General features: G+C 45.2%; 22 protein-coding genes. 17 read left to right on the top strand and 5 right to left on the bottom strand.

The window, feature by feature from the left end:
• Positions 1–19: 19 nt before the first annotated feature.
• Together pdxR and MHB84_RS21780 are read left to right on the top strand one after the other, a co-directional pair.
• Positions 20–1,540: a MocR-like pyridoxine biosynthesis transcription factor PdxR gene (gene pdxR / locus MHB84_RS21775; RefSeq protein ID WP_076288103.1), complete on the top strand. Its 1,521-nt coding sequence runs from the start codon at positions 20–22 to the stop codon at positions 1,538–1,540.
• Positions 1,541–1,625: 85 nt separating this feature from the next.
• Positions 1,626–1,883, top strand: a complete 258-nt coding sequence (locus tag MHB84_RS21780; protein ID WP_064636406.1) for a hypothetical protein — start codon at positions 1,626–1,628, stop codon at positions 1,881–1,883.
• Between the two features lie 95 nt (positions 1,884–1,978).
• Here MHB84_RS21780 and MHB84_RS21785 read toward each other — a convergent pair whose 3' ends face one another.
• Positions 1,979–3,856, bottom strand: a complete 1,878-nt coding sequence (locus tag MHB84_RS21785; RefSeq protein ID WP_076288104.1) for a S8 family peptidase — start codon at positions 3,854–3,856, stop codon at positions 1,979–1,981.
• A 287-nt stretch (positions 3,857–4,143) separates the two neighbouring features.
• Here MHB84_RS21785 and MHB84_RS21790 point away from each other — a divergent pair, with 287 nt between their 5' ends.
• The 6 genes from MHB84_RS21790 (at position 4,144) to thiI (ending at position 9,056) form a co-directional block, all read left to right on the top strand.
• Positions 4,144–4,650: a YpuI family protein gene (locus MHB84_RS21790; protein WP_063567014.1), complete on the top strand. Its 507-nt coding sequence runs from the start codon at positions 4,144–4,146 to the stop codon at positions 4,648–4,650.
• A 155-nt stretch (positions 4,651–4,805) separates the two neighbouring features.
• Positions 4,806–5,024, top strand: coding sequence for a DUF1540 domain-containing protein (locus MHB84_RS21795; RefSeq protein ID WP_064636410.1), 219 nt, complete (start codon positions 4,806–4,808; stop codon positions 5,022–5,024).
• A 34-nt stretch (positions 5,025–5,058) separates the two neighbouring features.
• Positions 5,059–5,478 carry a hypothetical protein gene (locus MHB84_RS21800; protein ID WP_076288105.1) on the top strand — a complete coding sequence of 140 codons (420 nt, stop codon included), beginning with the start codon at positions 5,059–5,061 and terminating at the stop codon, positions 5,476–5,478.
• 242 nt (positions 5,479–5,720) lie between these two features.
• The gene (locus tag MHB84_RS21805; RefSeq protein ID WP_076288106.1) at positions 5,721–6,482 is read left to right on the top strand and encodes a lytic transglycosylase domain-containing protein; all 762 of its coding nucleotides are present in this window, start codon (positions 5,721–5,723) and stop codon (positions 6,480–6,482) included.
• A gap of 174 nt (positions 6,483–6,656) precedes the next feature.
• Complete coding sequence (locus MHB84_RS21810; protein WP_076288107.1) at positions 6,657–7,805, top strand: cysteine desulfurase family protein; 1,149 nt, start codon at positions 6,657–6,659, stop codon at positions 7,803–7,805.
• 6 nt (positions 7,806–7,811) lie between these two features.
• Positions 7,812–9,056, top strand: a complete 1,245-nt coding sequence (thiI, locus tag MHB84_RS21815; protein ID WP_076288108.1) for a tRNA uracil 4-sulfurtransferase ThiI — start codon at positions 7,812–7,814, stop codon at positions 9,054–9,056.
• Between the two features lie 130 nt (positions 9,057–9,186).
• Here thiI and MHB84_RS21820 read toward each other — a convergent pair whose 3' ends face one another.
• Positions 9,187–9,888: a TerC family protein gene (locus tag MHB84_RS21820; RefSeq protein ID WP_062326458.1), complete on the bottom strand. Its 702-nt coding sequence runs from the start codon at positions 9,886–9,888 to the stop codon at positions 9,187–9,189.
• A gap of 103 nt (positions 9,889–9,991) precedes the next feature.
• On the opposite strand from MHB84_RS21820, the gene MHB84_RS21825 reads away from it, so the two are divergent.
• From MHB84_RS21825 to MHB84_RS21850, 6 genes are all read left to right on the top strand, one after another.
• Entirely contained in the window at positions 9,992–10,651 is a 660-nt protein-coding gene (locus tag MHB84_RS21825) for a TerC family protein (protein ID WP_076288109.1), read from the top strand.
• Positions 10,652–10,939: 288 nt separating this feature from the next.
• Entirely contained in the window at positions 10,940–11,434 is a 495-nt protein-coding gene (locus tag MHB84_RS21830) for a hypothetical protein (RefSeq protein WP_076288110.1), read from the top strand.
• A 177-nt stretch (positions 11,435–11,611) separates the two neighbouring features.
• Complete coding sequence (gene typA / locus MHB84_RS21835; protein ID WP_076288111.1) at positions 11,612–13,456, top strand: translational GTPase TypA; 1,845 nt, start codon at positions 11,612–11,614, stop codon at positions 13,454–13,456.
• 293 nt (positions 13,457–13,749) lie between these two features.
• Complete coding sequence (locus MHB84_RS21840; protein WP_036614990.1) at positions 13,750–14,046, top strand: YlaH-like family protein; 297 nt, start codon at positions 13,750–13,752, stop codon at positions 14,044–14,046.
• A gap of 90 nt (positions 14,047–14,136) precedes the next feature.
• The gene (locus tag MHB84_RS21845; protein ID WP_076288112.1) at positions 14,137–15,198 is read left to right on the top strand and encodes an LCP family protein; all 1,062 of its coding nucleotides are present in this window, start codon (positions 14,137–14,139) and stop codon (positions 15,196–15,198) included.
• Between the two features lie 99 nt (positions 15,199–15,297).
• Positions 15,298–15,750: a pyridoxamine 5'-phosphate oxidase family protein gene (locus MHB84_RS21850; RefSeq protein WP_063567005.1), complete on the top strand. Its 453-nt coding sequence runs from the start codon at positions 15,298–15,300 to the stop codon at positions 15,748–15,750.
• Between the two features lie 7 nt (positions 15,751–15,757).
• On the opposite strand, the gene MHB84_RS21855 is transcribed toward MHB84_RS21850, so the two are convergent.
• Positions 15,758–16,453: a YhcN/YlaJ family sporulation lipoprotein gene (locus MHB84_RS21855; RefSeq protein ID WP_064636421.1), complete on the bottom strand. Its 696-nt coding sequence runs from the start codon at positions 16,451–16,453 to the stop codon at positions 15,758–15,760.
• 153 nt (positions 16,454–16,606) lie between these two features.
• Here MHB84_RS21855 and MHB84_RS21860 point away from each other — a divergent pair, with 153 nt between their 5' ends.
• Both MHB84_RS21860 and MHB84_RS21865 read left to right on the top strand, forming a co-directional pair.
• Entirely contained in the window at positions 16,607–17,941 is a 1,335-nt protein-coding gene (locus tag MHB84_RS21860; protein WP_076288113.1) for a PhoH family protein, read from the top strand.
• Positions 17,942–18,163: 222 nt separating this feature from the next.
• A complete protein-coding gene (locus tag MHB84_RS21865; RefSeq protein ID WP_076288114.1) occupies positions 18,164–19,444 on the top strand; it encodes an extracellular solute-binding protein in 1,281 nt (426 codons plus the stop codon).
• Here the strand turns inward: MHB84_RS21865 and MHB84_RS21870 are convergent.
• Together MHB84_RS21870 and MHB84_RS21875 are read right to left on the bottom strand one after the other, a co-directional pair.
• Positions 19,436–20,515, bottom strand: a complete 1,080-nt coding sequence (locus MHB84_RS21870; protein ID WP_083678793.1) for a hypothetical protein — start codon at positions 20,513–20,515, stop codon at positions 19,436–19,438. The genes MHB84_RS21865 and MHB84_RS21870 overlap by 9 nt on opposite strands.
• A gap of 181 nt (positions 20,516–20,696) precedes the next feature.
• Complete coding sequence (locus tag MHB84_RS21875) at positions 20,697–20,933, bottom strand: DUF2626 domain-containing protein (RefSeq protein WP_053781237.1); 237 nt, start codon at positions 20,931–20,933, stop codon at positions 20,697–20,699.
• 315 nt (positions 20,934–21,248) lie between these two features.
• On the opposite strand from MHB84_RS21875, the gene MHB84_RS21880 reads away from it, so the two are divergent.
• Complete coding sequence (locus tag MHB84_RS21880) at positions 21,249–21,899, top strand: RsfA family transcriptional regulator (RefSeq protein WP_063567002.1); 651 nt, start codon at positions 21,249–21,251, stop codon at positions 21,897–21,899.
• Positions 21,900–21,936 lie beyond the last annotated feature (37 nt).

Below are 21,936 nucleotides of genomic sequence, written 5' to 3' on the forward strand. Positions count from 1 at the left end.
CAGTTGGGAGGGTGCATGTGTGCATATTGAATTGAAACGGGGAAGCAGCACCAAATTGTATGTTCAGATTGCCCTTACACTTGCTGACCGAATAAGGTCTGGACTAATCGAGCCTGGAACCCGTCTGCCGTCGGTTCGTAAAATGACGACTGATCTGGGCGTCAGCTTGGTCACCGTGTCCAAAGCTTATGCCGAGCTCGAAGCCATACAGCTGATTACATGTTCCCAGGGGAAGGGATGTTATGTCCGGGGCGCGCAAGAGCTGGAGAAAACGGAGGATATGGAAAGAACTCACCGTACTCATGCAAAGAATGAATCCAGCACACCTTGGAACTGGCAGATGGCTCTTGTGGATTACCTGCCCAGAGCTCAGCTCTGGAGACATTTTGATGCATCTCCCCAAGTTAGATATGAGCTGCATATGTCGGCAATTCAGCCTGAATTGTTGCCAACACGAGAGATCATCGACAGTGCATACCGGCTTTCCTCGAATCATCCAGAGCGCATGGCAGCCTATGGGTCCTTTCAGGGGGACCGGGAACTTCGTCAGACGTTTTCCGGGCATTTTTCAGAAAGAGGTTTGCGGGTAATGCCTGAACGGATGCTGATTACGAGCGGTACCCAGCAGGGAATCGATCTTGTCGCGCGTACGTTTGTTGGTCCTGGTGATGTTGTTTACATGGAAGCACCGAGCTATACGGGAGCCATTGATGTGTTCACAAGCAGAGGAGCGAAGATTATTACGGTGCCGATGGATGACGATGGTATGCGTATTGATTTGTTAACCCGATTGTGTGATACATACCCGCCCAAGTTGATATACACCATTCCTACGTTTCACAACCCTACAGGCATTACGATGAGTGCCAAACGGCGTGCGCAACTGCTTAACCTTGCTCAAAGTTATCATTGTCTCATCTTGGAGGATGATCCGTTCGCCGACCTGTATTTTCGTGATCCTCCCCCTGCTTCCATTAAATCGATGGATGGGACGGGTCATGTGATATATATCAAAAGCTTCAGCAAAGTATTGTCTCCCGGCTGTCGTGTGGCGTGTGCGGTTGCAGACGGAAGTGTGCTCACCCGACTTGTTGCTGCCAAATCCACTGCGGATCTCGGAAGTCCGTTGCTAACACAAAAGGCGTTGCAATCGTTTATACAGCATCAATACAGTGCGTATACAGCGCGATTGAGAAATGAGTTATACTCCCGGCTGCTGGCCGCATCAGCGGTACTGGAGGAACATGGTTCTCCCGGGATGTACTGGACTTTGCCTGATGGAGGACTAAACTTGTGGCTGCAATTGCCAGATGGTTTGGATATGCGTGAGCTGCACCGCCAGTCACTTGCCGCAGGTGTTTCTTTTTTGCCAGGCTCTGCTTGTTATGTGGGGGAAACGGATACGGCGAGTCTACGGATTTGCTTCACGGTTACGAATCAGGAGCTGTTATGCGAAGGGCTGCGGGTATTATGTATGGTCATTAATAACATTACACCGCAACAGGGTGGGGCAACGGCGGACAGGCTCCCGCTTATATAATTTTTCGGAACACGGACATACATCCAATCCACATTGGACCCAGTGCAATACGTTATAGTATCACTTGAAAGGGAGTTGGTTTGAAATGAACCATTTCTGTCCACCGCTTTGTCCGATTGTATGTGACCCAATCCAGGTTGTTGAAGATTACTACATCCCACAAATCGTACCCGTAATTCACCCGATCGAAGTCATCAAAAAACATCACTGTGTGCCAATCCATCATCACATGTATCCTGTCGTAGTCAAAGAAGAAGATCCTTGTTATGTTTCAAGCCACAACGGTAAGAAAAAATCCGTGAAAAAATCAAGCAAATCCCGCACAACTTCTCGCAAACGCTAGTGCAGCGGGTGCCCCGGGGAAATAGGTGAACATACCAAAGAGCAGCATACGCCCCGGGGCGCAGCTGCTTTTGTTTTTTTATATCCAGTGAGCGGTTATTGTTTGATGTACTTTTTCATTGTATTGTCCATTTGCTGTCTCACATGTTGCGGCCAAAATTGAAGTGGGGCACTGTTGCCAGAGGCCGCCTCCAATGCTTTAAACACATCGATTTGACCATAACCGAAATACTTGTCATGACCTGGGTCTCCCAGATCTATGACGCTTTGACGCATGAGATCCATGACTTCTGTATTGGTCAGATCAGGGTTGAGTGAGCGAATCAAGCCTGCAAGTGCCGCTACATGGGGGCTGGCCATCGACGTTCCGGACAAGGCTGCATATTGGTTGTTCGGATACGTACTTGCAATGCTGGACCCTGGAGCCGTCACATCGACGTAATCCCCGTAGTTGGAATAGGAAGCTTTGTTCATGTCCGGATCCGTAGCAGATACTGCAAATACTTCCGGATAAGCGGCGGGATATCCTGGTCGTTCCGTATTGTCGTTACCGGTCGCTGCAATTAATACGATGTCGCGATCAAAAGCGTATTTGATAGCATCATGAAGAAATTGGGCATCGGCGTAGTTACCCAGACTCATGTTAATGACCTTGGCTCCATGGTCAGCAGCCCAAATGATACCTTCGGCCACAGCATAGGTTGTGCCTGAACCCGAATTGTCCAGCACTTTAACAGGCAGTACCTTGTTATACCAACTCATGCCTGCTACACCTTCGTTGTTATTCACAACAGCGCCGATGATGCCTGCTACATGTGTACCATGGCCTACGTCATCAAGCGGTTGGCTCGCCGGATCGACAACGTTATAACCTTTCAGCAGCTTACCCTTCAGATCGGGATGAGTCAGATCAACGCCGGTGTCTACCACCGCAACGATAACATCTTTGTTGCCCTTCGTAATATTCCAGCCGCGGTTAGTCTCAATGGCGGGCAAGTTCCATTGGTAATCGGAAAACAAAATATCATTGGGCACGGTTACATCTTTTTGTTCAGGAACGGTCTCATTGGTTAAATACATGTAGTGGGGTTCCATATATAGCGGATTCCATTTACGTTCGAAATAAGCATGTAATTGTTCATAATTCATATGTTCCGACCGAAAAACATACGTGTATCCCAGCTTGCGAGCCGATTGCGTCCGCAGGTCAGATTTAATCATGCGCATATCCCGTTCACCTGGATCCTGACGGAACCGAATGACGATTTCATTTTCGTAAAAATGGCTGGCATTGGCATTATCATGTCCTGTTTTTACAGTGATTTCTTTAAGGGTGTCGGGGTGCACAGACTCGATTTTGAATTTACCTTCACGCGGATAAGGAATCATGCGCAAATTTTTGCGCTGATGCTGTTCCACGGCATTCAGTACATTTTGGCTAAAGAGAGCGATGACGGCACGTTCTCCATCCTTGGAGGGCTGCGCCATAACAAAAAACTTTTCCTTGCCCAGAGGAAAGGAAGAAGACTCGAAGCTTTGACGTTTGCTCACTGCTTTCTTGGCTAGGGCGAGAGAATGTTCCAGCTTTTGCTGTTCCATTTTACTTCCTTTTGCTGCTGTTTTGTCAAAGTGCCGACTGCGTGATCCCTTGGTATTCATTACATCAATAGACCGTATATGATCATGTGTTTGTTGTAGCTCTTTAACGTATTGACTTATTTGCACATCATTCATTTTGGAGGTCTTCTCAAGCATGATGCTGAGGTGCTGTTTGGCATCTGCACGGGTGAGCAGATCGGTTGACTTTACATCCTGGACTTTAAGACGTTGTTTGCTCGCATGTTCCTCGTGTGGAGAATCGGGCATGGCACTTGGAGCAGGAACAGGGCGATTGGATGTTGGAAGCAAAAGCGTCAAGGCAAGTGCGCCCGCACCCGCGGCAATGGCCCAGTTAACCCATTTCGGTCTGGACATAAGGATGGAACCTCCTCGTTTATTTTGACAATCATCTTACAGTGCTCTGATTTCATCGTTGTCACTGGATATATCTATCGTTAGGAAAAGCGGTTATTTTTATGCAGGTGAACATCAGGTGAGCTGTGTGTAATGGGCATGTTCAGGAACAGAAAGGGAAAGCCTGATTAAGGGATACCGCTCGTCAACTTTTTATGGTAGGATAGTACCTGAGAATTCAAGGTCAGGGGAGAACCTCCCGTTGGCCGATCTATATGTAAGGACTTATTTAAGGGGGAGCTACCTTTATGTCAGCAGCCAATGTACAGAAAACATGTGAGTCAACTAGGGAAAAGTTAAAACCGGCTATCGATCGGATCGAAAAATTTTTGAATGAAAATGCCTTGCCTGAACTGGATCAGAATCAGACGGAGGAATCATCAGCCTTCTACAAAGGATTTCTTTCGGATCTCCGTCATTTGCTCGTTTTTTCTGAAGTTTCTTACGAAAAACTTGGCGTTGTGCTGCGTCGTGCCAATTTTGATGTCGATTTTGCCGAAAAGGCTCTCTATAACACATATCATCAAAGCATAAACAGCTTTTTCTATCCTAAAAATGAATGTTACTCCGAAGATGGAAGATACGCTTACACTGGTCAGGATGCAATCCGTTTCCGTGATAAGCCAATTCGAGCAGTACGTGATGTCATTCTTGAGATATCCAAAACGTACGAAGAACTGCGCGATGATTTGGCTTTTTATGAAAGTGACTACCTAACGCAGCGTCGCATGCAAAACCAACGCAATCACGCGTAATTACATTTTCAACTTATATACGAATTGGACAAAACCGCCCTTGTGGCGGTTTTTTTGCGTTATCTTCAACTGGCATGGATCATGTCATCATCTGGCATTTCGTTGGAGAATAGCCGATTTGCGGTGCGGAGACAATAGATGTCGAGGTGATAAAAATGAGCCAAGAGAAGCCGATCGTCAAATGCAGTGTTGCTAACTGCCACTTCTGGGGAGAAAACAATTTCTGCCAGGCTGATGCCATCATGATTGACATCGACCAACATGCCACCCGTCGCTTACATGAGGAATTTGCAGGAGAGACTTTTGATTCCGATCATCACGATCATGCCCGTACTTCATCTGCGACTTGCTGTCACACATTCAAACCGAAATGAGCAGTCATTCCCATTTATATGGAGGTGCTTTGCAATGAATAATGACCGTAGAGATGATCAATCGTTCCAACGTCCAAAAACGACTCCGTTAGATGAAAAGCAGCGTCAGCGTGTAGACTATCCAAGACGTAGCCACAGAGAAGAGTATGGCGCAGAGGTAGCGCCCCCAACAGGTTCTATTCGAACAGAACCTACGGAAAGAACAGATCATACCCCTGTGAAGCGTGAAGATGAAGACGGTGTTATGAAATCTACTGGCCGAATCTCCGGATATATGGGTCTGGCCTTTGGTATCGCATCCTTATTTATGTGGTCCATTGTCCTTGGTCCAGCTGCAGCGGTACTTGGTTACTACGCTTACGTCAATGGCCGGAAAACGGCGGGTGCGTGGTCCATCGGACTTGGCGCAGTGGCAACACTCAGCTATTTCTTCATGATTCCATTCGCCCGTTAATAAAGCACAAACATGATGTAACAATCAATACACAAGTGCTTAACCAAACAGGATATGAGCTTATTATTTGCAGCCTTCTGCTCCCACCTTAATTAAATGGGGATTGCAGAAGGTTTTTTCGCATGTGCGAAATAAAGTTGTATGATCGGTCTATTTTTTTGAAAACAATGGAACCTCTCTGTAAAATAATGTAGAATAAAGTCATAATCTACGTTTACATTATACGGGAGTGAATATAACTCATGCAGATTGATCCGCGCGCGTCGCGGCAGTTGCTGGAACTGCAATTGTCCAATAGTCTCAACGAAACAAATGCATCAGACGGAAACTCCGCTTCAACAGTGGATTTTGCCAGTATGATGGACGGGCTGCTCGGGACGAATTCAAATACTTTGAACAATACTGGTACCGTTGGCGAAGACGTGAATTCTGCTGCGATCTCCAAACGATCCAGTGACGGTCTGTTGTGGCTGCAACTGGGCAGTATGTATAACCCAGACACAAGTTCTGTTTCTTCCTCGAACAGTAATGTGGTTTCTTTATCTTCCCTGTTAAATACTGGAACAGGGGATTCGAGTGCATCTGTTCCTACTGATTTTGAATCTTTGATTGCTTCGGCGAGCGCCAAATATGGGGTGCCTGAATCATTGATCAAGGCGGTCATTGACACTGAATCCGGTTTCAATCCGAATGTTGTGTCTTCCGCAGGTGCCAAAGGACTAATGCAGTTGATGGATGGTACGGCAGCAGGGTTGGGAGTAAGTAACGCTTACGATCCCGCTCAAAATATAGATGGTGGAACCAAATACCTATCTCTCCAGCTTCAGCGTTTTGGTGGCGAGGTGAAGATGGCACTTGCTGCTTATAATGCCGGCCCGGGACGGGTTTCGAGTCTGGGTGTATCGAGTGACGCTGAACTGATGAGTGTACTTAACCGCCTCCCTTCGGAAACACAGGCTTATATTTCCAAAGTGGAGAAAGCACAGTCGAAATATACGGTATAAATGGTATAAACGACAGAAATGGCAACACAACAGTACGTCCAGGAAGAGATCAAACGCGGGAACAGCAGCCTTAAATGTGCTTAGTTCCTGTTTGGTCTTTTTGTGTTGAGCGGGGATCGTGTTACAATGCTCACTGTAGATTCCACAACGAACAGACAAGGAGGGGAACCTCATTTGAAATATTTTGATTATGCGGCAACAACGCCTCCTCATCCGGATGTCGTTCGTACAATGGCCGAGATTATGGAGGCCCAATATGGGAATCCGTCTTCAATACATGGATATGGTGAGCGAGCCCATCAACTGTTGCGCCGAGCGCGATCTGGTTGTGCCGCCGCCATTGATGTGAAACCAGAAGAAATCGTATTTACCTCAGGCGCAACTGAGAGCAACAATCTTGCTATTAAAGGGGCGGCATTACATTACCAGTCTCGGGGCAAACACATCATTACAACTGCAACGGAACATGCTTCAGTATACGAGAGTTTTGTGCAGCTACAGCAGTGGGGCTGGGAGGTCACTTGGCTTCCCGTGGATTCCAATGGTCTGGTTAGCGCCCAGCAGGTAATGGATGCTATACGATCGGATACGGTGCTTGTGAGTCTGATGCATGTGAACAATGAAACAGGAGCGATACATCCAATTGCTGAAATTGGTGCACGACTGAAGAAGGAAGCACCAAGGGTGCTTTTTCATGTAGATGGCGTGCAGGGTTTTGGCAAGATAGAGGCTAAACCTGCGGCATGGGGCGCAGATTTGTACAGCTTGTCTGCTCACAAGATTCGTGGTCCCAAAGGAGCTGGACTTCTCTACGTACGAAGTGGAGTGGAGCTTACCCCTTTATTGTCAGGGGGTTCTCAAGAACAGGGACTGAGAGCGGGAACTGAAAACGTACCTTTGCTTGTGGGTATGGCGAAGGCGATGCGTCTCGCTGCGGAACGTCAGGCTGACTTTGCACAACGTACAACGATTTTGCGAAATCGTATTATGGAGGTCATAGATACGATTCCCGGACTTGTGTTAAATAGTCGTAAAGAGGGTGCTCCGCACATTGTTCATTTTTCCTATCCTGGAATGAAGGCAGAAGTGGCGCTGCATACCCTTGAACAACTTGGAGTAACTGTTTCTACACAATCTGCTTGCTCTTCGCGATCGGCTGAACCCAGCAGGGTATTGCTTGCTATGGGCAGGGATAATGCTTGTGCTGCTGGTGGATTGCGTATTAGTCTTGGAGATGAACATACAGAAGAAGATGTGGCACTGCTGGAGCAGGCTTTACATCAGATGGTGGCGCAGCTGCGCCCGTTGGAAAGGCGGATGTGATTTTAGATGAAATATGATATGCTGCTTCTCCGCTTCGGAGAGTTTATGTTAAAAGGAAAAAACCGTGCCCGGTTCGAAAAAACAATCATCACCCAGGTACGTTCTCTGCTCAAACCTTACCCAGGTGCAAGTCTGCGGAAGGAGTTTGGACGGTTGTATGTTGATCTGGGTGGTGAATCTCATACAGAACTGATTGCTGTGCTGAAACGAGTATTCGGCGTTACGTCGATCAGTCCCGTTAAAGTGACTCCATCTGAAACTGATCAAATCGTGGAGACTGCCGTTGCTTTTATGGATGAGAGAGAGTCTGAATTCAAAGACGGTACCACATTCAAAGTTAATGCGCGGCGTGTATGGAAAGAGTTCCCCAACTCTTCGCATGAAATGAACCATCTAGTGGGTTCTCCGATTCTTCGGAAATTCCAGCAGTTAAGTGTAGACGTGCGTCAACCTGACATTGAACTACGTGTGGAAATCAGGGATCAGGGCACGTATATCTTCAGTGAAGTCATTCCGGCCGTAGGTGGATTTCCCTTGGGTACAAATGGAAAAGCGATGCTATTACTATCGGGTGGCATAGACAGCCCTGTAGCTGCATGGTCTTCGATGCGTAGAGGCCTGGAAGTGGAATGTGTACATTTTTACAGTTATCCGTTCACGAGCCAGCGTGCCAAAGAAAAGGTCATTGATTTGGCGCGTGCACTTGCTGATCATGCAGGCACAATTAAGCTGCATCTGGTTCCTTTTACGGAAATTCAAACAGCCTTTACCCAACTGGGACAGGATAACTTGATCATCACACTGATGCGCCGCTCCATGTTACGTATTGCAACCAAGCTAGCTGAACGTGAACGTGCGCTTGCACTGATTACCGGAGATAGTCTGGGTCAGGTAGCAAGCCAGACCCTGCCAAGTATGAATGTCATTGGACGTGCGACGGATCTGCCGTTGCTGCGACCACTTGTCATGATGGACAAGCAGGAGATTATTACTCTGTCCAAACAGATCGGAACGTATGATATATCGATTTTGCCATATGAGGATTGTTGTACTCTTTTTGTACCGAAATCCCCAACAACGAACCCGAATCTTCGCATTGTGGACAAAATCGAAGCGACTATGAGTCAGCTACCGGAATGGGTGGAGCAGGCGGTGGAGAAGACAGAAACAATTACGCTGCATGCAGGTGAAAACTTTATGATAACCAATCAACAGGATGAAGTTAATGACATGAAAGAAGAGTGGTTTTGAGGAACCTCATTCTGGATTGAATGACATAATAAGCACTATGTTATCTGCATGAAGAAAAAGGACTGACCGATGTATTATCGGTCAGTCCTTTTTATGGTTGTGGCTGATGGGAATTTCACTTATTTAAAGCTTAGGAATACGAATGCTGCCGCTCTCCACCTGGTTTATTGCTGCTTGCACGTTTACGATATCCTGCAAACACGACACCAGCAGTGACGAGGACGATAAATAAGATTCTAAGTGCAGGATGCTCAGTGAAGAAAGGAACAAGGCGGTGTTCCTCTGTGATCATATTGGAAGCCGTATATCCCAGCACGATGGCTCCAAGATAAATAATCCAAGGGAAACGGTTAATTAATTTGATAAACAACGTACTGCCCCACACGATAATAGGTACACTGATCAGCAGTCCGAGTATAACCAGTACCAAATGCTGTTGTGCTGCACCAGCAACGGCGATGACGTTATCCAGTCCCATGGCAGCGTCAGCAATGACAATGGTTCGCACGGCTACCCAGAGAGAACTGCCAGCCTTGATATCCGAATGCTCTTCCCCTTGATCTGCCAATAGCTTGTACGCAATCCAGATCAGGAGTAATCCCCCAACAAGAAGCAGCCAAGGCACTTTAAGCAGCCAGAGCACAATCACAGTGGCTACAATACGAATTAAAAGTGCGCCGCCTGTTCCGTAAAGAATCGCCCTTTTCTGCACAGAAGGGTGCAAATTTCGAGCTGCGAGACCAATCACGATGGCATTATCGCCAGCCAGAATTAGATCAATAAATACAACGTTCAACAACGCTAGCCAAAAAGCGGGGCTAAACAGCTCCATACGATGTCACTCCTTCTATATATCCAAACCTGAGAAAGCTTGTTCAACGTTTAAGAATAGCATGGACAACTTTGACATACAAGTTAGAGTGGGGGGGAGAAGCATGGATACGCTATGGCTGTTGACCGAAATATTAATGATCAATCTGGTTCTGAGTGGAGATAATGCGGTTGTTATTGCGCTTGCAAGCAAGGATTTGCCGGTGAGACAGCGCAAGCAGGCGGTATGGTGGGGGGCTTTCGGCGCTGTAGTTTTGCGCTGTTTGTTAACCTTTGCAGCCGTACTGCTGTTGGGTATTCCTTTTATTCAGGCTGCCGGCGGTTTGCTGTTGCTCTGGATTGCTGTCAAGCTGCTGCTTCAGAATGAAGATGAAGTACATATTCGTAAGGCGTCCACGACCTGGAAAGCGATCCAAACCATTTTGATTGCTGACTTTGTCATGAGTCTGGATAATGTTCTCGCGATTGCTGCTCTCGCGGATGGGGACTTGGCGCTCACAGTCATCGGGATTGCCATAAGTATTCCGATTGTGGTGTGGGGCAGCGGATTAATTGTCGGTTTGTTGAAGCGGTTTCCGATTCTGGTATTTGCCGGTTCAGGTATTCTGGCCTTCACAGCAGGTGAGATGGTGATGAATGATCCGAAGCTGGGACAGTGGCTCGGTGGATTGGCAGCTGAGGCGCATACACTGCTTCCTGTAGCTATGGCTTGTCTTGTAATCGCCATTGGAGGAGCACACAAGTTCGTTCGTCGAAACGTGTAAGTTGATTTGAGCAAATGGAAATGTGAATTTTCTGGCGAACTGCCCGTAAAGGGCAGTTTTTTGCTGTATTTATTTGTTCAGAAGAAATGGGTGAACTTGAATAAGTCATAGACCGATCATTTTAGGGTAATACAGGATAATGGAGAGAGGCGAAGTACGACATAAAGTGTAGTTTTTTGTATACACATCGGCTACACTAGAAGAAGGCTGGGAACATTCAGTCATCATGGAAAGTTTATAGTTTAGCTTACGGGGTACATAGCCAAATGTTATAAGAGGTGATTGTAGATGAGGATGAGAAATGAAAAAGCAATCGGAATATTTATTTTTATTGCAGGTTTAATAATTTTACTCGGGAAACTTGGTGTGTTTGGCTTTATTGGACGGCACTTCTGGCCTTTGCTCATCTTGTTGCCTGGTATTGCTCTTCATGCATTATATTATGCAAGGCTCACGCCATCATGGTCACTCGTTCCAGCAGGAACATTAACCGTCTATGGTCTGTTGTTCGGAATCACCAATACATGGGGCAGCGGATTAATGAGCAACCTGTGGCCTGCTTTTTTGCTTGGAATTGCCGTTGGTTTGCTTGAATATGCACTGGCTGATCATCGAAGACCTGCAATGGTACTTCCGGTTGCATTGGGCGTGGGTATCCTTTCAATTATTTTATTTGGATTTACACTGCTTCACACCGGTATTATCTACGTTCTGGCAGTAATTTTAATTGTAGGCGGGATGTGGTTGCTGTTTGGTCGAGGACGCCAAGGGAGAGGCTGGTAACATTCCCAGCGGTCTTTCAAGCGAAATATCTTGATTTTTACCTATGATCAACTATAATATAAGGGATATAGGCATGCGTCGGGATATCACCGACGCTTATTTTGGGTGAGTAACCTGCGAATTTGCGGGAAGTTTAGTAGATAAGAATTGAAATTGGAAAGGATATGGATACAAACCATGCATTCAAGAGAACACATTCGCAATATTGCGATTATTGCCCACGTCGACCACGGGAAAACAACGCTCGTCGACAAGTTGCTCCAGCAATCCGGTACTTTCCGTGATCACGAAACGGTACAGGAGCGCGCAATGGACTCCAACGATTTGGAGCGTGAACGCGGTATTACGATTCTGGCCAAAAACACAGCTATTACCTATAAAGATTACCTGATCAATATTGTGGATACACCAGGACACGCCGACTTCGGTGGTGAAGTGGAACGTATCATGAAAATGGTTGACGGCGTATTGCTCGTTGTTGATGCTTACGAAGGATGTATGCCGCAAACGAAATTTGTATTGCGTAAAGCACTGGAGCACAACCTTACACCTATCGTTGTTGTAAACAAAATTGACCGTCCAGCGGCTCGTCCGGCTGAGGTAATTGATGAAGTATTGGACCTGTTCATTGAACTGGGTGCCAACGATCAACAACTTGAATTCCCTGTTGTATATGCTTCCGCATTGAACGGAACATCCAGCATGGAAAGTGATCCTGCTAAACAGGATGACAACATGATGGCGATCTACAATACCATCGTTAGTCACATCCCACACCCTACCGAAAATGTTGAAGAACCACTTCAATTCCTCGTTACTTTGATGGACTACAATGAATACCTTGGCCGTATTGCCATTGGTCGTGTTAACCGCGGTGTGATCCGTCAAGGACAATCGGTAACGGTTATTATGCGTGATGGTAAGAGCAAAACTGCACGTATCGAGAAACTGTTCGGTTTCCAGGGTCTCAAACGTATTGAGACGGAAGAAGCAGGAGCAGGTGACATCGTTGCGATTGCAGGAATCAAGGACATCAACATTGGTGAAACCATCGCTGATCCAAACAATCCTGAAGCACTTCCAGTTTTGAAAATTGATGAGCCTACACTGCAAATGACGTTCCTCGTGAACAACAGTCCATTCGCAGGTCGTGAAGGTAAATGGGTAACTTCCCGTAAACTTCGTGAGCGTTTGTTAAAAGAATTGGAAACAGACGTTTCCCTTCGAGTTGACGAAACGGATAGCCCGGATGCATTTGTCGTTTCTGGACGTGGTGAGCTTCACTTAGGTATCCTGATTGAAAATATGCGTCGTGAAGGATATGAGCTTCAAGTATCCAAACCAGAAGTTATCGTTAAAGAAGTTGACGGTAAGAAAATGGAACCTCTAGAGCGCTTGTTGATTGATATCCCTGAAGAAAGCATGGGTTCCGTAATGGAGAGCCTGGGCGCACGTAAAGCAGAGATGGTTAACATGGTCAACACAGGTAGTGGTCAAGTTCGTCTGGAGTTCCTGATTCCAGCACGTGGTTTGATCGGATATAGCACCAACTTCCTGACATTGACTCGTGGTTACGGTGTAATGAACCATGCATTTGACAGCTACGCTCCAGTAGTATCCGGTCAAGTAGGTGGACGTCACCAAGGCGTGCTGATCTCAACTGAAACTGGTACATCTACGTTCTATGGCATGATGGGCGTTGAGGATCGCGGTACGCTCTTCTTGGAGCCGGGTACTGAAATCTACGAAGGTATGATTGTTGGTGAACATACACGTGACAATGATATCGTTGTTAACATCTGCAAAGAAAAACAACTGACTAACGTTCGTTCTTCTGGTAAAGATGATACGGTTAAAATTAAAACTCCGATTATCTTCTCGTTGGAACAGGCGCTTGAATATCTGAATGAAGATGAATATTGTGAGATTACACCGAAATCTATTCGTCTTCGTAAGAAGATCCTGAATAAATCCGAGCGTGAGCGTGCAGAGAAACAACGTAAAATGGCTTCAAAAGCCTAATAACAATAAAATAAACTATATAAGTTAGCATTTGATGGAACACAGAGTTAACGATGTTATGCACAGTGGAAGTAGTGAAGGGATCGGAATCGATTCTGAAGAAACGTTCGCCTTTATCCCCGGATTTTACCATTGAGTAAATGGATCAAAAAAATCTGGGGATAACAGCGACCAAAAGAACGATCCGAATCCGAAACGGTCACATGCAGAGCTTTGTAATTAATGTTGTTGGTAGTGCTCCATCAACCAATTAACTTATATCCTAGCATGAACACGAAAGGAGCTGGCTGTGCATGCAAGCATGGTTCGCATCACACCCGATCGTAGCCTACATCGTCATCTTTGTATTGATTACTTACGTATATAACAAGGTGTTTCGGGTACGTCAGAAATTGCCACTTGGTAAGGAAATCGTTCTCTATATTTTGATGGCGATGGGCACATTCATGCTTCTTATTTTTCAGATCGACAAGCTGCCCATCATTCAATGTTTGTTGGTCGCGGTTGGTTTGATGTTGTTAGTGAGAGTGCGCTATTTTATTGAAGGTCGTCAAAAGAAAAAAGCGGAAGCTGCCGCTCGAAACTCATAAATTCTGTATAGTATAGACCATCCGTTTTCCTTAGGGAAAGCGGTTGTCTTATATATAGGCCAAAACAGATGTGATAAAGGTGTTGAAGATATGAACTCGAATTCGAACGGACTGCCTCCACGGAGACAGGCACCGACTCAATCCGGCGCTTCTGGATCGAAGAACGGCAAAGGCAAGCAACCAAAGAAGAAGAAAAAGATGCGAACCTTTGGCAGACTGATTTTAAGTTTATTGGTTATTGCAATTGTGGTTGGCGGCGGATATCTCTATTGGGTATACAATCAGGTAGCTGATACGGGTATTGATAAGCCAGTACCGGCTGGAATGTCAGCCAAAACCAAACCCATTACGATGTTGCTGCTAGGTACGGATAACCGTCCCGAAACAGGTACGTATCTCTCGGATGTGGTTATGGTAGCTTCTCTGAATCCGGAGACCAAGACGGCAACCATTGTATCTTTACCTCGGGATACCCGTATTCAGTTGGATGGATATAAGGCGAATAAATTGAATTCCTATTATCCTAAATTTAAAGCCCAAGAAAAAACCTCTGGCAAAAATGCAGAGGACCAAATGAAAGAAATGATGGGAAAATATCTGAATGTGGATATCAATTATACAACAGTATTGAATTTTCAAGCGTTCCGTGATGCGGTTAATGCTGTAGGTGGCGTGGATGTGACAGTGGATAAAAACATGTGTTACAAAGATACGGCCGATGGCACGGATATTAACCTGGTAGCTGGTGCACAGCATTTGGATGGTAAAGAAGCACTTGATTTTGTTCGTTACCGTAAATCGAACTGTAAGCCGAAGACAGATGAATCCAACGACTTTGACCGAAATAAACGTCAGAATCAAGTGTTGAATTCCATGTTGGATCAGTTGAAATCACTGGGAGGCGTAACGAAGATTGGTAAAGTGATAGGCGCTGTTGACGATAACATGACAACAGATGTGGAATCAGAGCAAATGAAGAACTTCATTTCAACCTATTGGAATATTTCCAAATCGGATGTGCACTACACACCTGTAACCGGAGAGTGGAGAAGTCCATATGTATATATCAACGAAACTGAATTGGCTAATGCCAAACAGGCGTTGCAGGATACACTTTCAGGCAAAGTAACAGCATCTCCAACAGCTGAGTAACATTGATTCTTTTGGGATTGGAAGCAAGTTTGATGGTATGCTATAATATCATCAACAACGAATCAAGAATTGCATAAAGAAGATTAGGGGGCTGGTTGGATGTCCGAAGCCGTCACACAATTGACTGAATCTCTTTTACAGCAATTCAAGAACGAAACCTTTGTGCTTTTGAGCACCGTGGACATTGAATCTGGAGGTCCGACATCAACAGCAATCTCCTGGATTTATGCGGAGAATGCTTCTACCCTTCGTGTGGCGATTGATCATCGTTCACGTCTCGTGAACAATATGATCGAGAACCCGGCTATTACCGTCACCATTTTTGGAGAAGAGATGGTGTATGCGGTAAACGGACGTGCTTCCGTACGACAAAATCCGTTACAGGATGTTCCGTTTAATATGTGCTGTTTCGACATTTCCATTGAAGCGGTAAGAAACGCCCTTTTTTATGGAGCCCAGCTATCTTCTGTGCCTCAATTTGTCAAAATATATGATCAGCGTGCTGCTGAGAAATTAGATGAGCAGGTTTTTACTGCAATGAAAAAAGCCTAGTGAGAGATCACTGGGCTTTTTGTTGTCTTTTGTCTGAAGAATGCAGCTGCTGCATTTGTTGTTCACGTTCAACATGTTCATCCGGATTTTGACGGACTTTGACATCTTTGGGTAGTTGGGGAATGATCCGGCCCACCATGTCAGCAAGTTCTGAAGCGAAACCGGATATTGGATGACCTTGACGAATATGCTCACCAATTTCTTTAATGCGTTCAGTGACATCAGCATCTGCGGTAACAATGGAATCCACACCTTCCGGATCTTTGCGGAGGGCTTCGGCTACAGAGTATTTAATTGTACCTACTCGTGCACGCTCCAGTTCACCGTCGACATCAATGCCAACTACGGCTGTATTGCCAAGAATGACACAGTTGGCATCTTTGACACCTTCCACTTGCTTGGCAAGTGTTTTGAGGTGGGTCACCCTTTTTTCATTTGGCATCCGATCGGCTTTGGTGTTGTCCATAACGTTTTTCTCATGAACCTCACCTGTATTTTCGGTCAGATGGTCCACAGCTGAAGGGTGCAACCGATCTTCCTGAGTATTGAGCATGTGAGATCCTTTCCTTTGGTCTTGCTGAGTTGTAACATTTCCTCCGTAACCTTTGGCATGCTGACCTTGTTGCTGCGAGGCATTACGTGTAGAACTGTTGCAGCCTGTAAGTATAAAGATCAGAAGCAGCGTGCAAACCCAATATTTCATAAATGTTCATCCTTTCCTGGAGTTTTTCAGAATGGTTGACAATTATTTTGTCCTAGTCGAATACATTTATGTATGGGAGCATGATTGTCCATGCCGCTGCTGAAAGATCAAACTTATCCATGCCTTTAACGACGCCGCTTTGGAGGGGATTGAATGAAAAAGATTTTTGTATTGGATACGAACGTGCTTCTGCATGACCCCAATGCCATATTTGCCTTTGATGAACATGAGGTAATCATTCCCGCGGTTGTACTGGAGGAGATCGACTCCAAAAAAAGAAATGCCGATGAAATTGGGCGTAATGCCCGTAATGTATCAAGACTTCTTGATGGGTTGCGTGAATTGGGACATCTGCACAGTGGCGTCCCTTTAGCTAATGGAGGCTATCTGAAAGTGGAACTGAATCATCGTAGTTTTGTAAAAGTACAGGAAATGTTTGGAGAGGTATCCAACGATAATCGGATTTTGGCCGTCGCACTGAATTATCAGATTGAGGAAAATGAGAAAGAGGTCGTTGAGCGACAAGTGGTTCTGGTCAGCAAGGATGTGCTTGTTCGTATCAAAGCGGATGTACTCGGTCTTTTCACACAGGATTACTTATCAGATCGAACGGCAGGCCTTAGTGAATTATATCCAGGCTATACTGCCCTGAAGGTTCATCCTTCGGTCATTGATGAGTTTTACACATATCGCTTCCTACCGATCAAACCGTTACAGTTGTCTTATTCGCTTTACCCGAATGAATTTGTAATTCTCAAGGATGAGATGGGAACCAATAAATCGGCTTTACTCAAAGTAAATACAGAAGGAACGAAGTTGGAACCACTTTTCCTTAGTAATGATAATGTATGGGGCATCAGTGCACGTAACGCGCAACAGCGTATGGCCCTAGAACTGCTCCTGAATGATGATATTCCACTTGTCACGATTACAGGAAAGGCGGGTACAGGTAAAACTTTGTTGGCGCTTGCTGCGGGTTTACTTAAAGTGGAGGATGATCATAAGTACAAAAAATTATTGATCGCTCGTCCGGTTGTTCCGATGGGGAAAGATATCGGTTATCTCCCTGGTGAGAAAGAAGAAAAACTAAGACCATGGATGCAGCCGATTTATGATAACTTGGAATTTTTGTTTGATACCAAAAAAGCAGGCGACATTGATAAAATTCTGATGGGTCTTGGCAGTATTCAGGTTGAGGCACTCACTTATATTCGTGGACGGTCTATACCAGGACAGTTCATCATTATTGATGAAGCGCAGAACCTGTCTCGACATGAAGTGAAGACTATTGTATCAAGGGTGGGCGAAGGCAGTAAAATCATTTTGATGGGTGACCCTGAGCAAATAGACCATCCTTATCTGGACTCAGCAAGTAATGGTCTGACGTATATTGTGGAGCGGTTCAAGCAAGAGGGGATCAGTGGACACATTATGCTGGAAAAAGGAGAACGTTCCAAGTTGGCTCAGCTTGCAGCGGATTTATTGTAAGGTAACGGGAAGTTTATTTCCCGGAAAATGTTTCTATTGAACCGGCTCTTAGGGCCGGTTTTTTGCTGAAAAAATAAAAATCAGTTATTGCACAGAACTCGATATGCTCGAGGTATGCAAAATATCGGAAAACTGTTTTTTGGCAGGATAGGACAAGAGCACTACTTATTTGTTACAATGAGTGTTGCAGGAAAAAATTAGGTGAGCAAGGAGGGGAAGTTAATGAAGCGTGGACACCAGGTTGTTTTGTTCGCAGTGCTACTGCTTTCGTTAACGATTCTGTCTCCCAGCTTTGATTTTAGAGGTTCACAGCTTAATCAGGAACGAGATTCGGAAAAAGATGCATTTCCCAACACGTCATCTCGTAGTGAAGACCAACATGCCCCATTAGAGATTGTAGTCTCGATGTCTGAGACCGACTTTAAATCGTTTAAAAAGATGGCTAATGAAGTAGCAACTTCTCAACATGTGGAAATCAGTCTTCGGAATTTAGAGCCAGTTACATATAAGCGAGTGCTTGATAATAAGTTTTCGGTAGGAGAGAGCGGGGATATTATTCTTCTGGATAGCGCGGAAGTTCAATATCATGCCAAAAAAGGACATCTGTATCCGTTAAACGGTACAACACTGTCCAAGTCTTTGGGAGAAACTGTGGTTGGCTTACGTGAAATGACAGAGTGGAATGGTTACCAATGGGGGATGCCGTTTGATTTTGACGCTTATGTACTCGCAGCCCGCTCTCCATTCCTAGACGAAGCCGGTTTGGCAGGTTTACCCGAAAATAAGGAGCAATGGATCAAACTTGTACAACAAGCAACACAAGATGGAACGGATTTGATAAGTATAAATTCAAATGACCTTCATGCGGTAAGTGCGTGGCTGAATCAGTTTGAGCCAGGCATGGCCCCCGACAAAATTAAGAAAGCGCAAACTTCTTCGCAGACGGAGGCATACCAACAAATCATACAGCTGTTGGATCAGATTCAGTCGCACATTACAGCCGAATCCATAAATCCGATGATCTTTTCTTCTGATGAGCAGACGGGAACTCCTATGGTAGTAACGTTGCTTTCTCGTTTGTTGAGTGGAGATAAAGCCGTGGCAGGCGATCAGAGCTCATCGGAGAAGATAGCTCTCAGTGCGTTGGAACCGCTAAGATCAAGAAGTCTTGTTATCGCAGCTGGCTCACTTGAGGCGGAAGAGGCCAGCCGCTGGATTGAAGGAATGACTTCCTCTACCGTGCAATCGGAGTGGCACCAACAGGCTAACTATTTACCAGCAAAGCAACAGGAACTAGATCTTGAGTCACAGAAACTAATAACGAAGTATGATACGACTGATGTAAAATCCTGGTTTCCAGCTGAATCTTCACAGGCCGTAATGACGGAAAGTCCTATACTAACTTCTGCCTTTCAAAAAAAGATACAACAACTTCTTGCGGGAGAGATTACGGCTAATCAATATGTCAAAAGTATTATTGCCTTGCAAAGCTCGTCAAAATGAAATGGCGAGCTTTACTTCAAGTATGCCTTCGCTTGTGGATACCTCTGTGGCCTTGACAAAGGAAAGAATTTTCTGTGGGTAAAATCCGAGATCGAATTCTCGTTCCAGCATACGACGTGTGGTATCGGGTAGTTCTAACTGATTAAACACAAGTTTATCGACATGAAATCGAATTGAATTCTGCGGTTCATTTTCGACCGTATAATGACCTTCAATGCTTAATTGCAACTGATCACGCTGCCCGGAAGCAGTGATTCGATCTTTGTCGAACTGAAAGGCGAAGTCTTCAAAGATCGGATTCTGTGATCGAAGAAACGTATTCAGCTCATCTTGTCCAATTCGAATGGTGTACGATGTTCCGGTAGTGGAGATTCCTCCGTTTTGTTCTTGGATAAACTGTGGCAGGTTCTGCATAGCTGATGCCAAAGCTTTAAAATATCGCTTGACCTCGTATATGCCAATGTTCTCCCAATAGATGGTCAACTCATCCATCAATTTCTGCATGGCTGCAGCATCCCCGCTGGCAGCTACTTTTCCGTCCACTTCTTTCTGCAATGCAAGTACCCGTTCACGTTGATGTTGAAGATTATTTTTGAGTTCAGACAGCTCTGCAGAGGTCTGATTAATCTGGGCAGACGTTTGCTGCATCGTGCGATATCGATCTTGATACTTGTCCAGAACAGCCTGATCCCTGCCAATAATAATCTGATAGTAATCGTATAGAATGAACAGATCCTTAATGGATCTTGCTCCGAGTACCGTCATCAAGAGACTATCACGCTCCCCGGTATAGTAGGATCTTACAACTGCGCCCGCTCGGTCTTGCTGAGTATGTATCTGGTCTTCCTGTTCCTGAAGCTGAATGGATAACGTCTGACGCTGTTCGTCCAACTGTTTTTGTCTTGCTGTAATACGTTCGATTTCATGATCGATTTCGACGATGGATAGGCTTTGTTGCAGTATTTCGCGTGTTTCCTCAGATGAAGGCTCTCCATAGGCATAAGTCCAAGGTAGCTGAATCAAAAATATAATACATACGATGAAGCCGGGAATGCCGTATCGACGTTTCACCCATCATTCTCCTTTCCATACCCACATATGATGCGACCAGGCTTATCTCTTCCAGACAATATATGAAATAGATACGTGAAATATCCGTAGTGGTTACATAACACAAAGAATAGTCATTTAATCTGAAAACGACAAAAAAGCAATCCGACATTAGCCGGATCGCTTTGATGCTGCTGGCGGATTAGAGCGGCAAATCCATTTGGAATACGGTCCAATAGCTGAACCCTGTGAATGTCACGATCATATAGCCCCAGAAGAGCAATATGTACGTACGTTCCGTAAATTTCAAATATCCCAAAATGACAAAAAACGCAGTCTGCAGGAAAAAAAGCAAAGCCATTTCGACCAGGTCTCCCGCAAAAGCCATCAGGCCAATCGCTAGCGTGAAGAACCCGAGTACCCGAAACATGCGCGCCACGGTAAGTCCTCCTCTCCTATGTACGATCATAGATTGTCTACACAACATTATACCGGGAAAGGAAAAAGGTGTAAACAAAATTGGATATGAAAGCGAATTCTTTTTTTGGCCTAAAAGAGTTAAAGTATGGTTTGTTTTGCATATGTAACGTATGAGTACTCATAAATGTGGAAATACATTTTAGTATGAAATCAATTCTATGAACTCTATGAGAGGCATAAGAATGAATAAAGCAGCTTTTATACCTAATTCACATGCCGGGAACTCGGTTATGGGGACGGTTATTTTAGGATGTTGTTAGGAGGGTATTATAGCATGACTGCAGTGAGACAGGATGCTTGGAGTACAGAGGACGATTTGATTTTGGCTGAGGTTACTTTGCGTCATATTCGGGAAGGAAGTACACAACTGGCTGCTTTTGAAGAGGTTGGCGAAAAAATAGGCAGAACTTCTGCCGCTTGCGGTTTTCGCTGGAACAGCTGTGTACGTAAGAAATACGAGTCTGCTATAAGCAATGCTAAGGCTCAACGACAAAAACGAAGTTATCTCCGCAAACAACCGGCTTTGCTTGGACCACAAGTAGCAGCTTTGTCCACCCTGGATACAGAAGAAAATCTGTACAAGGCGGATGGTATTTCGGAAGACTCTCTATCCATCGATGCAGTTATACGATTCTTGCGGCAATGGAAGGGAACTGTACAGGAAAACGGTCGCCAGCTCAAAATGCTTGAGAAAGAGCTTCGTGAAAAAGAGGATGAACTTCATGAACTGCGTTGCGAGAATGATCGTCTGTCTAAGGAAGTGAATGAAGTACAGACTGATTATCGTGTTGTAAACGACGATTATAAAGCGTTGATTCAGATTATGGATCGTGCTCGCAGACTTGCATTTCTGACAGAAGAAGAAGAGGAACTCAAAACGAGATTCAAAATGGATGCCAACGGGAATCTGGAACGAATTGAATAAAAGCAAACGATGTCTGATGATCAGCATTAGATTAGGG

This window comes from Paenibacillus sp. FSL F4-0087, assembly GCF_038020215.1.
In the GTDB taxonomy this organism is placed as follows: Bacteria; Bacillota; Bacilli; order Paenibacillales; family Paenibacillaceae; genus Paenibacillus; species Paenibacillus taichungensis.